Here is a 13,377-nt window from a genome sequence, read left to right on the forward strand (position 1 = left end):
GAATGGTTCGTTCCCATAAAGAGGCAGCTTTTGTATGTTCAATAGTCTGTGTTACTTTACAAACTTCTTGTTGTTCTGAATGTAGATACCATGAGGTAGGATAGAGGCATCAGTGCCTACGTATCTGCCGTCAAGGGTATAGATACGATTGTCAGAAGTGCTTCTTTCAATGATTGAAAGTGACTGAATGCCAGTAGGAACAAGACGATTTTTGAATTCAAAGCTTACATAGTTGTTGTTTGAATTGCCTCCGTCATTCTCTTTAATATTTATGATGGATTTTGCTAATATTGAACCATCAAACATTTTAAAGCCACTTATATAATCTATTCTATTGTAAGGGTAAAGGTCGCCATTATGTTGATTAACATATTCTAAATATGAGGTAGCATTCTTACCAGCTAAAATTTTACCATCAGCAGGGATAGGGATGACACGTGGTTTACCCTTTTCATTATTAGGATAATCAAAGACATTTACTTTGTTAAACGGATATGAAACGCGATAGGCAAGTAAGCCTTTACCATAGGTTCCATCTCCCCAGCCTTGGTTCCAAGCACCTTTCTGCATACTCTGCAATACGATATACTCATTAGAGTTATTGGGATTGACAATCTTGTATGCCTTTCCACCATTGTCGATACTCTTTAGGTTGTTAATGGTGCTATCGTTTTTAAGTTCATCAATCTTCATCCAACCCATAACTTCACGTTCCCATGCAAGATAAGATGCTGGTACACGTCCACCACGAACACCTGTTCCACCATCCATGATGTCCCAATATTCCATACCTTGATCGTCTTGATCTTCTGCAGGAGTTCTATATGCATAAATATCTGGGAGTCCAAGTGTATGAGAAAACTCATGACAGAATAAGCCTATACCATTAATTTTCTTGTTATTCTTAGATGTCTTGTCACTTCCATTAAGTTCATTGCTGACTCCATAGCGTCGGATACTTTTACCATCAAATGTATCTGAGATAGTAACAGTACCAGACTTTGGCCATATGTTTGAAACTTTATTATCATGGTAATTGGCAGAATGTCCTGCATAGATTATATAAACCAAATCGACGATACCATCGTTGTTCGCATCGTATTTTGCAAAGTCTACCAAATCATCCACAGCAGCACAAGCATCAGCAAGTAATAAGTCCATTCTATCATTACCTGCACCATAGATAGCATGTTTCTTGGGTAATTTGATAGGACCTACAACGTCAAAGACAGGTGTAAACTGTCCATAACTACAATCTTTGAAATAACCACGAACACCTTTGTAGTTCTGATTCTGACCATAACGAGTATCTGAGAAATGACCCTCATTCATCAGATAGTTTGTGAACACCTTCTTTGTATCTTGGATAGTAAAAGTTGTGTCTTGGAACTCTGCAAGAATAACAAGAGCCTTAGGACTACCTGTGTGAGGGAAATAAGGAACACCACCGTAGCCAGTATCTACGATTGGTCCTCGTGTAAGAGGAGAGTTATTATATGCGTTTTCAGATTCTTCAGCAACCTTATTAACGTAAGCAAAGAACTTTTCCTTATCTTGCTTAGCAATCAGGTTACGCTCTGCTTGTGAGCGAGTTAATGCTTCGTGTGCAAGCTGTTGGGTAGCAATAAGGTTGCCACTTTTCTCTACTTTGCCGATATAGTAGTTGTTATCCGTACCTTGTACAAGCAGTACACCGTCAAGGGTTGTGTACCAGTTGATATGTTCGTCACCACGCAAGATGACAGTGATAACAGAACCATCAGTCTGTCTTACTTGTACAGGGATTGATTCTGCTTTTGCTGCCCAAGTGGTAAGGGAACAAAGCATCAGGCATACTATGAGCGATAGTTGTTTTAATGTTTTCATTATATTCGCTGTTTAGTTTCTTTTACTTAATTTGTTATAGAAATATTGTCCCTTCTTCTGTGTACGTTTACCAAACTCAATTGCATGGTGTGGACAGTGATGATAACACGAGAAGCAGGTGAGGCATTTGCCATTGTGTAGCCATTCAGGTTCATAGCCTAAGCCACCTTTAATGTCACTAACAGGACAAACATTAGCACAAATACCACACTTCACGCATCGACGATTGTCTACATGAAAGGGCTTATCTGTGATGAGGAAGCGTTCAAAGAAGCCTCCTACAGGACCAGAGAAGAAAGAAGGAATAGGACCCCTTATTAGTTGGTTCCAACCCCAAATCTGATTGCTATCCTTATGAGGGCGCTGTTTAAGAATGTTAGAGAATTCTTTTAACTGCTTTGAAGCAAGTTCCTTCTTTTCTAATTCTTTTTCTTTCGTATCTACATCCATACCTGGCAAGCCAACATATGACTCTGGCATAATTAAAGAACATACCGCCTTAAGTGACAGTGCGTCATTCACTGTTACACTCTTTAATTGCTGCTGAAAGCGTTCCATAGCTTTACCGATAGAATCTCCAGCTGTAACCAAGCAGAAACAATAATGTTTAACGTGGGAAGTGTCTTCTCCCAGAGTCTTTATTGTTAATTTAGTTAGAAACTCTTTTACAATATTCGGAACTCTCCAACCATGTATAGGAAAGATGAAACCTACGTGTTCATCCTTTTCCAATGTAAAAGAACAGTCGCTATTGATTACTTCTGGGATTGAAACAAGTGTATCACCAGTTTCTAAAGCCAATGTCTTTGCAGCCCATTTGCTATTACCTGTACCAGAAAAGTAGAATATCATGTGGCAAAGTTACTGATATTTTGTAAATCTTGCAAGATAAGCAAGTGCAATATTGTTGTTTTTCAGTTCTTTTTCTTACATTTGCAAGAAGTACATGAAAACATTAATGCTGTGAAGAAGAAAATGGACTTACTGATGTATCCCTCAGTAAAGTTACTCTTACCTTTTGTGTTGGGTATTGCTGTTGGTGATGCTTTAGAAGAAGATATATCCTCTATGTTTTGGTGGTTGATGACGATCAGTATGATTGGCATTACCTTTGTGGTGTGGAGGAAGAAGTATCTTCAGAGTCTATTATTGCTCTTTACGGTCTTCCTTGTTGGTGGAACTTTTGTTTCAATGAGCCGGCAAGCTGCAAAGAAACAGCTTCCCAATAAGCAAATAACCTTTAAGGCAGTTCTTCTTAGTAATCCTGTCGTTCATGGTAAAGTCATACAAACAGACTTAATGGTTATGACTGCAGGCGAACCGATGAAGGTTAAGGCTTCAATACTTCGTGATACGATAACAAATCGTTATCGAACACTACACCTTGGAGACGGAATAGAAGCTGCAGCTTACCTTGAAGAACCAATGAACTTTGCGGATGCTACCTTTGATTATGCCCGCTGGTTGAAGTTACATGGCTATTCTGCAGAAACCTTTATATTTTATAATCAATGGCAGAAAACCAAAGTGAGTCTTCGTCAGATGAGTTTTCTTCAACGTACATCTTTGTCTGCTGCACTCTATAGAGAGAAGTTAATGAGAGTATTAGAAAGTAATCTTGATAGTACTCATTTAGCTGTTGTGTCTGCAATGACGCTTGGAGATAAACATTTGATTAGTAGAGATATTAAAGAAGATTACTCTATAACTGGTGCAAGTCATGTCTTAGCTTTGTCAGGTTTACATCTAACTATCTTGTATAGTTTGCTTTTGTTTATTCTGAGTTGGTGTGAACGTGTTATGCCCAGGGTCTTTAAAAGGGGAATAAGTGAACTTCTTATTCTGTTTATTCTATGGAGTTATGTCGTCTTGGTAGGGATGTCTTCGTCTGTTGTTCGCTCTGCTGTGATGCTAACTATCTACTCTTTTGTAACCCTCTTGAATAGAGAACGGTTGTCAGTTAATACTTTGGCACTAACCGCTATTATAATGCTTGTTAGCAATCCTAATAGTCTTTTCGATATAGGTTTTCAGCTATCCTTTATCTCTGTATGGTCAATTTTATTGTTCTATCCACTCATCTATGCGTTAATCCCTTTACAGCAGAAGAAGAATTTATTAGTTATCAGGTGGTTATGGGGGATGATTGCAGTGTCATTGGCTGCACAATTAGGAACAGCACCTTTGATAGCTTTCTATTTCGGAAGGGTTTCCACAATCTTTGCTGTTAGTAGTCTTATAGCTGTACCATGCACAATGCTAATCGTATCCGCGTCATTCTGTTTGTTACTTCTTAGTCCATTCCCTTCTTTGTCATCGTTTATTGGGAAGTGTATCTGTGTTGTTACAGAAGGGTTGAACACCTCACTTCATTGGCTTGCAAGCCTACCTTGCGTAAGTATAGAGGATGTTCATGTAACCATTTTCGAGCTTTTTATATATTATTTCATGCTGATGGCTATTTGGATTTTATGGAGTTTTTTAGCAGGGAAGATAGAGTTTAAGTAATTATTTGTACCTTTGCAGATAGTTATGCAACGATATTTTATCACCCTTTCATACGATGGAACAGCCTATCATGGCTGGCAGATTCAACCCAATGGGATTTCTGTACAAGAAGTATTGGAACACGCTTTGTCTACAATACTAAGAGAATCGATTGCTATTACAGGTGCAGGACGTACCGATGCTGGTGTACATGGCAGAATGATGGTTGCACACTTTGACACGGAATTGTCGTTTGACAGTGCACAATTAGTTTATAAAGTAAATCGTTTATTACCACGTGATGTCTCTGTAAGTAGGATTGAACCTGTTAGTGAAGAACTTCACGCACGTTTCTCAGCGACCTCACGTACTTATCATTATTATGTCCATACGGGCAAACAACCCTTCTCACGACAGTATTCGTGTGCGCTTCATTACTCATTAGACTTTGATAAGATGAATGAGGCTGCAGCCTATTTAATAGGCGAGAAGGACTTTAAATGTTTCTGTAAAGCGGGTGCGGATGTAAAGACTACTATCTGTAATCTGACAGAGGCACGATGGATACCAACCAATGATGAGTTAGCTTTGACTACAGATAATACTGTTACGAATTGGTGTTTTGTAATAACTGCTAACCGATTCTTACGCAATATGGTGCGTGCAGTTGTTGGAACTTTAGTCGAAGTGGGACGAGGACGTCTTTCATTAGATGAATTTAAGAAGATTGTAGACGGAGGAACAAGAAGCGATGCTGGTGAGAGTATGCCTGGCAACGCCCTCTTCCTTTGGGAAGTAAAGTATTAGGATATAGCTTATGTGGATTCTTTTAGCTTTTGTTTCAGCAACATTGTTGGGACTTTATGATACATCGAAGAAGTTTTCTCTTCGTGGGAATGACGTCATACCTGTACTCTTCCTCAATACACTCTTTTGTTCGGCAATCTTTCTGCCATTGATATTATTGTCACAATATACCCATGTACTCGATTCCAGTATCTTTCATGTCGGAGCTGGTGGATGGGAGATGCATCGATGGATCATACTAAAGAGCATTATTGTACTCCTTTCTTGGGTATTCGGTTATTTTGCGATTGCTCAATTGCCCTTGACGATAGTTGGTCCAATTAACGCTACACGCCCAGTGATGACACTTGTCGGTGCTATGCTTGTCTTTGGCGAACGATTAAATGCTTGGCAATGGGTTGGTGTCAGTCTGGCTATTATTTCCCTGTTTCTATTGGCAAGGAGCGGTAAAAGGGAGGGCATAGACTTCAAGCATAATAAGTGGATCTTCTTCTTGGTATTGGCAGCTATGATGGGAACATGCAGTGGACTGCTTGATAAATACCTGATGGCAAGCCCTGAGAATGGCGGGGTGGGGCTCGACCGCATGATGGCACAAAGCTGGTATAATATCTATCAATGTATCATGATGGGTGTAGTTCTCCTTGTCTATATCTTCAATCAGAGAAAGAAAGCAGAGCGTACAGCCCATTTCTCATGGAAGTGGTCTATCCTGCTCATATCTATATTCCTATCAATGGCAGACTTTGCCTACTTTTATGCACTCTCATTACCAGGTGCGATGATTTCCATTGTGTCAATGGTACGCCGTGGTTCCGTCCTCGTATCGTTCTTATGTGGTGCATTACTGTTTAGAGAAAAGAACTTAAAAGCAAAGGCAATCGACTTATGTTTTGTTCTCCTCGGAATGATATTCCTATGGATTGGCTCACGTTAAGATGATGACTTACTCTTTAAGATAAAGGATAAAAGTCTTTGGTTATTGATAAATATTTGCTATATTTGCAACGATATTGGTAGACGCCCTTCAGCGTTTAATATGAATAGGACTGCACATTAACTCCCCAAGGAGTTTATACCGTGAGTCTCTTAAAAGACGATAATTACTATGCAGAATGTTTTTCATGGATTAGGTATAGCATTGATAACTCCATTTAAGGAAGATTTCAGTATTGATTATGACGCACTTGAAAACTTGGTTAACTACCATTTAGATAACGGTGCTGACTTCTTCTGCATTCTTGCTACTACTGGTGAGTCTCCTTGTCTTTCACGTGAAGAAAAGGATCAACTGACTGCTGTCATTAAACGAGTCGTTAATGGTCGTGTGCCAATCCTAAAGTATTGTGGTGGAAACAATACTGCTGCTGTTGTAGAAGAAATCAAAACGACTGATTGGAGTGGTATTGATGGTATTCTTAGTATCTGTCCTTATTATAATAAACCAAGTCAGGAGGGACTTTATCAGCATTTTAAGGCTATTGCAAAGGCAAGCCCACTGCCGATAGTTTTGTACAATGTGCCTGGTCGCGTTGGTGTCAATATGACTGCAGAGACAACAGTTCGCATCGCTTCAGAGTTTACCAATGTCGTTGCTATCAAAGAGGCATCAGGTAACTTGGAGCAAGTAGATGAGATTATAAAGAACAAACCAAAGCATTTTGAGGTTATCAGTGGTGACGATGCATTGACCTTCCCAATGATAGCAAGTGGTGCTGTAGGTGTTATCTCAGTTATTGGTAATGCCCTGCCTAAGGAATTTTCACGTATGATTCGTTTGGAATTTAAGGGCGAGTATGAGCCTGCACGCAAGATACATCATCAGTTTACTGAGCTTTACAAACTTCTCTTCGTGGATGGTAATCCTGCAGGTTGTAAGGCGCTCTTGAATGATATGGGTATGATAGAGAATGTATTGCGTCTTCCTCTGGTTCCAACACGTATTGAGACAAAGCAGAAGATGAATGAGATTCTCAAAGGAATGAGAATCTAACAATAATAAGTATCAGAATCGTAGTATAACAAAAGGGCAGGTGACTGCCCTTTTATATTGGTTATAAAAGTAAAGAGCACGATAGAAACTCTACCATGCTCTTTCTTATTTCTTGTGTGAAATGTCTGTTTTATGCTTGATTTTTGGTTCATGCCTCACGGCAATCCCCAATCATCTTGCATCATTGTTACCCTTAATCAATCCTTTTTATTACCTTAACTAAAAACCTATTTGTGTTATTTGAACAATCTCTTTTGTTCTACCTTAAACTAAATAACTAAAAACCTAAATCTATTACTACTAACCTAAACAATCTATTATTTGTCTTTTGACGATGCAAAGGTAAGCATTGTTTGCGCACACACCAAATAATTTACGCATAAATTTCCTTCACTTTGTTGTTTCTTGATTTGTATCAATTACAAATAATGAAAACAGTTGTAAAGAGAAAGGAATGATAACAAGTAATTACCCCATTACTTCTTTGACTATATAAGGTTGTTGTATCCTATGATAGAAAGGATAATTTAGTAGATTTTCACTTCGGAAATAACCATAGAACCAACTGCAGCATTAAGTTTCTTGACTAAGTCTGATTGCATCATGCAGAGGTTGGCACGTAAAGCTGGATTTATAATCTTTACGAATAGAGTTTGATTTTTGATAAACTTCTCTTGTGTGTATCGAGCAACAGTCTCACCAGCCACAGTGTCCCATGCAGCAATAATACGTTTCTGTAGTAGGGGAGACTCAAGTCCTTCTTGGCGTAAGAACTGATTGAGCAGGTCATCTAATGGTTGTACTTTCCGTCTAAACATATCTTATCCTTCTCTTTCGTTTATTTCTCCACCTTCTACAGAGAACAGCTTGTAATTGAAGCCACTGCCTTGTAGAATTTTATCTAAGTGATCACGGTTAGTATCTGTGATGAAAATCTGTCCGAAATCATCACCAGAAACCAAGCGTACTATCTGTTCTACTCGACTACTATCGAGCTTATCAAAGATGTCATCAAGCAATAATAATGGTGTGTTATTACCTGCTGTGCGTCTGAGAAAATCAAACTGTGCAAGCTTCAGCGCTAATACGTATGTCTTATTTTGTCCCTGACTTCCTTCTCGTTTCATAGGATAGCCACCAAGTTTCATCACTAAGTCATCCTTATGCGTGCCATGAAGTGAATAGCCCATAATACGGTCTTTTGCTCGATCACACTGAATAACGTCTAATAAGTCGCCACGTTGACAATGCGAAACATATTCGAGTGATACCTGTTCTCGCTCACTGCAGATAGTCTGATAGATACGTTGGAAAACAGGGGTTAGCTCCTCTACGAAGGCAGCCCGTTTCTTATATACTGCTTCACCATGCTCTGCCATCTGCATCTCAAGTAGTTCCAGAAGTGTAGCATCTGGTTCCTCCTCTTGCTTCAGCAAGCTATTACGCTGTTGTAAAGCCTTATTATATCGGCTGAGTGATTCTATATAAGGTGTGTCGTATTGCGAGATAACCACGTCCATCAGCTTTCTTCGCTCCTCACTTCCTCCTTCAATGAGGGTTGCATCAGCTGGAGAAACAAAAATCAATGGCACCAGTCCGATATGCTGTGACAGTCGTTTATATTCTTTCTTATTGCGTTTAAAATGCTTCTTTGAGCCACGCTTCATACCGCAGTACACCTGTTCATGCTCACCAGCATCCATACAGTAATCACCTTCCAGTATAAAGTAGTCTGAATCATGGCGCATCACTTCCGAATCCTTTGGATTAAAAGCACTCTTACAGAACGAAAGATAATAGACTGCATCAAGCAGATTAGTCTTTCCCTCACCATTATGCCCAATAAAACAGTTAAGCTTAGCCGACAAGTTTAATGTTGCCGCCTGAATATTCTTATAGTTTATAATGGATAGTTTCTCTAATTGCATTGTCTTATTTTATTGCTTGAATGTTAAGGAGATGAATGTGAATGAATACTCCTTATGACTAAAAGAACTGTAAAGAAACAGATCCTCCTCTGTTAAGAGAATAAAAAGTAGAGTTAATCCGATTAACCTTTAAACGCTATGTTATTCCTTTCCATTCTCTGCAAAGTTAACTCATTTCCGTTCAATAAAAGAAAAAAGTCGTTGATAAATTTCAATATATGCGACTTTTTGATTAATTTTGTCCCGCTATAATGCGCACCTTACAGTTTAGAATAAAATAAAAACATCATAACGTAAAAATGGTAAACAACAAAGAACAGGGTACATACGAAGATACCCTTAACAAATCAGAGGCTACGTTCTTGAAGTACAAGAAGCCTTTCATTATCGCTATCGTTGCTATCGTAGTGGTTGTAGCTGGCTTTATCCTTTACAAAAACTACATTTCTGCTCCACGTGAGGCAGAGGCAAGTACTGAGTTGGCTAAGAGTCAGACACTCTTCAACAGTCAGCAGTATGACCAGGCTCTCGCTGGTTTCCAGAAGGTTCAGAGTGACTATAGCAGCACTGATGCTGGCAACCTTGCAAACCTTTATGTTGCACTTTGCTATGCACATCAGGCTAAGCCAAACTGGGCAAAGGCATTGGAGAACGCAGAGAAGTTTAGCACAAGCGACGATGAGATGATTAGTCCAGCTTCTCAGATGGCACTTGGTGATATCTATGCTAACAACAACCAGAATGATAAGGCTGTTGAGTGCTTCAAGAAAGCTGCAAAGATGGCTAACTCTGAGGCTGCTGATAACACCAATCTCACTATTGCTCCATTAGCATTGCGCAAGGCTGGTATCCTCCTCGAGAGCGAAGGTAAGAAGGCTGAAGCACTTGAGATTTACAAGGATATCAAGAAGACTTACGTCAACTCTCCTATCTATCAGGATATTGACAAGTATATTGAGCGTGCTTCTAACTAAGCAAACATGGCAACAGAACTTCATCATTTATCCGACTACGATACGCAGAGTGTACCAGATGCAAGTAACATGTGCTTTGGTATCGTTGTAGCTGAGTGGAATCCGGAGATTACTGGTGCTTTGCTTGATGGTGCTGTAAAGACACTCGAGAAGCATGGTGCTATTCCAGAGAATATTCATATTAAGACAGTTCCTGGTAGCTTTGAACTCATTTATGGTGCACAGATGATGACTAAGAATGACGGTTTCGATGCTGTTATTATTCTTGGAAGTGTTATCCGCGGTGAAACACCTCATTTTGACTATATCTGTGAGGGTGTGACATACGGAATAGCTCATCTCAACGCATCACAAAATATTCCTGTTATCTATGGTCTTCTGACAACCAATGACCTCCAACAGGCTAAGGATCGCAGTGGTGGCAGACTTGGAAACAAGGGTGATGAGTGTGCGATAGATGCTATCAAGATGGCTAAGTTCTAAAGCAGTAGTATTAAAAGAAAATATTAAAGGCAGTAGCAATGGTTTATCCCATTAGCTACTGCCTTTTTTGTTTGTATCTGTTCGGATGGTTTTATTCTTTAAATAGCCCTTAATTTGCGTTTATTGCATGCTGAATTATCTTTACATCATCCCCTTGTTTTTTACTCAAATAAACTATGAGATAACGTCATTTTGAGCGTCTTTGTAACTCTTTAGTTATAAAGGAGTTATAAGTGTCTATTCGAAAAGGTGCTTAATTGGACTTCAAAAGGGCGTTAGTTAGACCTCAAAAGGGCGTCTTTTGAAAGCCAATTAAGCCTTAATTCAAGTCCAATTAAGCACCACTAAGAATATTGGGTACTGAATTTTTATTACAAAATCGAGATGTTGTGTGTTGTGAGAGTTCGTCTCAAAGTATTCATTTTCGTTTTAGCCAAATAATGCTCTGAGTGCTTCTTCAACCTTTCTTACGGGGTGAAGTTGTATATTGTACTTACCTGTAAGTCCTGAAAGGTTATACTTTGGAATAATGATATGGCTAAAACCTAATTTCTCAGCTTCTGCAATGCGCTGCTCAATACGGCTGATAGGACGTACTTCGCCACTCAATCCGACCTCACCACACATACACCAGCCTTGTTCTATTGGTGTGTCAACATTCGATGAAAGTACGGCAGCAATGACACTGAGGTCCATCGCCATGTCTGTCACACGTAAACCACCTGCAATGTTCAGGAAGACATCCTTCTGCATCAGCTTAAAACCGACACGCTTCTCTAAGACAGCGAGGAGCATGTTAAGGCGTCTTTGGTCGAAACCTGTGGCTGAACGCTGTGGAGTTCCATAGGCAGCTGATGATACAAGTGCCTGTGTCTCAACGAGGAAAGGACGTGCGCCTTCAATAGTACTTGAGATAGCAACGCCCGATAATCCCTCATGATCTTCGGTAAGTAGAAGTTCGGAAGGGTTGCTAACCTCACGAAGTCCCTGCTGTTCCATCTCGTAAATACCGAGTTCTGAAGTAGAACCAAAGCGGTTTTTAATGCTTCGGAGGATTCGATACATATAATGTTGGTCGCCTTCAAACTGAATTACGGTGTCAACAATATGCTCTAATATCTTTGGTCCAGCAATGCTTCCCTCTTTATTGATATGTCCAATGAGAATCACAGGAACGCCACTTGTCTTTGCAAAGCGTAGAAGGGCTGATGCACATTCGCGCACTTGAGTAATGCTTCCGGGACTACTGTCAACGTCTTCTGTTGAGATAGTCTGGATAGAGTCTATCACAACAAGCTCTGGCTGTACGTCACGAATATGCTCAAAGATATGTTCTAAGGATGTTTCCGACAAGATAATGATGTTTTCTGCAATATCTTTGGAAATACGTTCGGCACGCATCTTTATCTGATGAGGACTTTCCTCACCGCTGACATAGAGTACACGTTGTGTCATGTGGAGTATTGTCTGCAGTGTCAGCGTACTCTTACCAATACCGGGTTCGCCACCAAGTAGTACGATACTACCCGGTACTAAGCCGCCACCTAACACACGGTTAAGTTCACCATCGTGCATGTCTATGCGTGGGTCATCATGAGATGAAATGTCACGGAGACGCTGTGGCTTATTTGCTAAAGCCGAAACAGAGCCGCCAGAAGCCGCATTACGCAATGTTGTTGCGGCATTGCGTGCGGCTTGTGAACCCGTATCAGCAGCGATACGGAACTCCTTGAATGTGTTCCACTGCCCACAGTTGGGGCATTTACCAATCCATTTTGGACTTTCTTGTCCACAATTACTGCAGACGAAAGCTATCTTGTCCTTTGCCATAAGTAAGACAAAAGTAATAAGATTTTTCTTAGTTACAAAATTTATTCTTAATTTTGCAACTATATGAAACGTATTAATTACCTGCTCATACTGGCTGTGCTTACCTTTGTCAGCTGCGGTAAGAGCGACAAGGAGCTGCAGGCTGAACGTCAGGCACAGAAGTTGGCTGAGCGTGAAGCTTATCAGAAAGCTTATAAAATAGCTGTGATGCCTACGATGGATTGCCTTCCGGCATATCTATTGAAGGATAGCTTGTTATACGATACAGCGAAGGTTGACATTAGACTTTGTAGGTTTAATGCACAGATGGATTGTGATACGGCTATGATTGGGGGAAGTGTACAAGCAGCTTTTAGTGATCTCGTCCGTACAGAAAGACTGAAACATAGAAACAAGGTGCTGATGCACTATCTGACAGATACGAATCTTAATTGGCAACTGATTGCTGACAAGGATTCGAAGTTGAAGCAACTCTCTGACCTAAGTGATAAGATTGTTGCTATGACTCGTTTCTCTGGAACTGACCTTCTGACTGATATGGCGGTGAAGAAGGCAAAGCCTAAGTATCAAGTCTTTCGTGTACAGGTTAATGATGTACTGGTGAGACTTGCCATGTTACAGAACCATGAGATTGATGCTTACTGGTTTGCTGAACCACAGATAACAAAGGCTTTATCAGCAGATAATAATTCCCTTTTTAATTCGGAAGATGCTGGTGTACACCTTGGTGTGGTGGCTATAATGGATAAAGTGCGTCGTCAAGATGAAGAAGCAGCCTTTGCAGCGGCTTATGATAAGGCTGTAGAGCAAATCAATAAGAATGGTGTGAAGTATTATTCTGCCTTGATTCAGAAGTATATGAAAGTTGATGAATCTGTTGTACGTGCATTACCTGATATCAAATATACGAAGATTGGACCACCACGTAAGGCAGACTTGCTCATGGCACGCAACTTTCTTAGCAGTGGTAAGGTTAGTAAGTAAGAACTGAATAGTAATCATATAAAGG

General features: G+C 40.0%; 12 protein-coding genes. 7 read left to right on the plus strand and 5 right to left on the minus strand.

The window, feature by feature from the left end:
- Window positions 1–51: 51 nt before the first annotated feature.
- On the minus strand, window positions 52–1,866 hold the full coding sequence (locus HMPREF1505_RS04775; RefSeq protein ID WP_036923295.1) for a M6 family metalloprotease domain-containing protein: 1,815 nt from the start codon (window positions 1,864–1,866) through the stop codon (window positions 52–54).
- A 12-nt stretch (window positions 1,867–1,878) separates the two neighbouring features.
- On the minus strand, window positions 1,879–2,718 hold the full coding sequence (locus HMPREF1505_RS04780) for an EFR1 family ferrodoxin (RefSeq protein WP_036923298.1): 840 nt from the start codon (window positions 2,716–2,718) through the stop codon (window positions 1,879–1,881).
- Between the two features lie 111 nt (window positions 2,719–2,829).
- On the opposite strand from HMPREF1505_RS04780, the gene HMPREF1505_RS04785 reads away from it, so the two are divergent.
- The 4 genes from HMPREF1505_RS04785 (at window position 2,830) to dapA (ending at window position 7,153) form a co-directional block, all read left to right on the plus strand.
- Window positions 2,830–4,374 carry a ComEC/Rec2 family competence protein gene (locus tag HMPREF1505_RS04785; RefSeq protein WP_036923376.1) on the plus strand — a complete coding sequence of 515 codons (1,545 nt, stop codon included), beginning with the start codon at window positions 2,830–2,832 and terminating at the stop codon, window positions 4,372–4,374.
- Window positions 4,375–4,398: 24 nt separating this feature from the next.
- Window positions 4,399–5,160, plus strand: a complete 762-nt coding sequence (truA, locus tag HMPREF1505_RS04790) for a tRNA pseudouridine(38-40) synthase TruA (RefSeq protein WP_036923300.1) — start codon at window positions 4,399–4,401, stop codon at window positions 5,158–5,160.
- A 10-nt stretch (window positions 5,161–5,170) separates the two neighbouring features.
- Complete coding sequence (locus tag HMPREF1505_RS04795) at window positions 5,171–6,097, plus strand: EamA family transporter (RefSeq protein ID WP_036923303.1); 927 nt, start codon at window positions 5,171–5,173, stop codon at window positions 6,095–6,097.
- Between the two features lie 171 nt (window positions 6,098–6,268).
- Window positions 6,269–7,153 (plus strand): 4-hydroxy-tetrahydrodipicolinate synthase, encoded by an 885-nt coding sequence (gene dapA / locus HMPREF1505_RS04800; RefSeq protein ID WP_036923306.1) that lies wholly within the window; start codon window positions 6,269–6,271, stop codon window positions 7,151–7,153.
- 527 nt (window positions 7,154–7,680) lie between these two features.
- Here dapA and HMPREF1505_RS04805 read toward each other — a convergent pair.
- Both HMPREF1505_RS04805 and HMPREF1505_RS04810 read right to left on the minus strand, forming a co-directional pair.
- Entirely contained in the window at window positions 7,681–7,971 is a 291-nt protein-coding gene (locus HMPREF1505_RS04805) for a DciA family protein (protein ID WP_013265258.1), read from the minus strand.
- Window positions 7,972–7,974: 3 nt separating this feature from the next.
- Window positions 7,975–9,081: a DNA replication/repair protein RecF gene (locus tag HMPREF1505_RS04810; RefSeq protein WP_036923309.1), complete on the minus strand. Its 1,107-nt coding sequence runs from the start codon at window positions 9,079–9,081 to the stop codon at window positions 7,975–7,977.
- Between the two features lie 299 nt (window positions 9,082–9,380).
- Between HMPREF1505_RS04810 and HMPREF1505_RS04815 the strand changes: the two genes are divergently transcribed.
- Together HMPREF1505_RS04815 and ribH are read left to right on the plus strand one after the other, a co-directional pair.
- A complete protein-coding gene (locus HMPREF1505_RS04815) occupies window positions 9,381–10,055 on the plus strand; it encodes a tol-pal system YbgF family protein (protein WP_036923311.1) in 675 nt (224 codons plus the stop codon).
- Between the two features lie 6 nt (window positions 10,056–10,061).
- On the plus strand, window positions 10,062–10,538 hold the full coding sequence (gene ribH / locus HMPREF1505_RS04820) for a 6,7-dimethyl-8-ribityllumazine synthase (protein WP_036923314.1): 477 nt from the start codon (window positions 10,062–10,064) through the stop codon (window positions 10,536–10,538).
- 429 nt (window positions 10,539–10,967) lie between these two features.
- Here the strand turns inward: ribH and radA are convergent, their stop codons facing one another.
- A complete protein-coding gene (radA, locus tag HMPREF1505_RS04825) occupies window positions 10,968–12,368 on the minus strand; it encodes a DNA repair protein RadA (protein WP_036923318.1) in 1,401 nt (466 codons plus the stop codon).
- 63 nt (window positions 12,369–12,431) lie between these two features.
- Between radA and HMPREF1505_RS04830 the strand changes: the two genes are divergently transcribed.
- Window positions 12,432–13,352 (plus strand): ABC transporter substrate-binding protein, encoded by a 921-nt coding sequence (locus tag HMPREF1505_RS04830; RefSeq protein WP_036923320.1) that lies wholly within the window; start codon window positions 12,432–12,434, stop codon window positions 13,350–13,352.
- Window positions 13,353–13,377 lie beyond the last annotated feature (25 nt).

It is taken from the genome of Prevotella sp. ICM33, assembly GCF_000517825.1.
GTDB classification, from domain to species: Bacteria; Bacteroidota; Bacteroidia; order Bacteroidales; family Bacteroidaceae; genus Prevotella; species Prevotella melaninogenica.

Coding starts and splice junctions, on each gene's coding strand:
- HMPREF1505_RS04775 (WP_036923295.1), bottom strand. CDS start 1,866: ATGAAAACATTAAAACAACTATCGCTCATAGTATGCCTGATGCTTTGT.
- HMPREF1505_RS04780 (WP_036923298.1), bottom strand. CDS start 2,718: ATGATATTCTACTTTTCTGGTACAGGTAATAGCAAATGGGCTGCAAAG.
- truA (WP_036923300.1), top strand. CDS start 4,399: ATGCAACGATATTTTATCACCCTTTCATACGATGGAACAGCCTATCAT.
- HMPREF1505_RS04795 (WP_036923303.1), top strand. CDS start 5,171: ATGTGGATTCTTTTAGCTTTTGTTTCAGCAACATTGTTGGGACTTTAT.
- dapA (WP_036923306.1), top strand. CDS start 6,269: ATGCAGAATGTTTTTCATGGATTAGGTATAGCATTGATAACTCCATTT.
- HMPREF1505_RS04805 (WP_013265258.1), bottom strand. CDS start 7,971: ATGTTTAGACGGAAAGTACAACCATTAGATGACCTGCTCAATCAGTTC.
- HMPREF1505_RS04810 (WP_036923309.1), bottom strand. CDS start 9,081: ATGCAATTAGAGAAACTATCCATTATAAACTATAAGAATATTCAGGCG.
- HMPREF1505_RS04815 (WP_036923311.1), top strand. CDS start 9,381: ATGGTAAACAACAAAGAACAGGGTACATACGAAGATACCCTTAACAAA.
- ribH (WP_036923314.1), top strand. CDS start 10,062: ATGGCAACAGAACTTCATCATTTATCCGACTACGATACGCAGAGTGTA.
- radA (WP_036923318.1), bottom strand. CDS start 12,368: ATGGCAAAGGACAAGATAGCTTTCGTCTGCAGTAATTGTGGACAAGAA.
- HMPREF1505_RS04830 (WP_036923320.1), top strand. CDS start 12,432: ATGAAACGTATTAATTACCTGCTCATACTGGCTGTGCTTACCTTTGTC.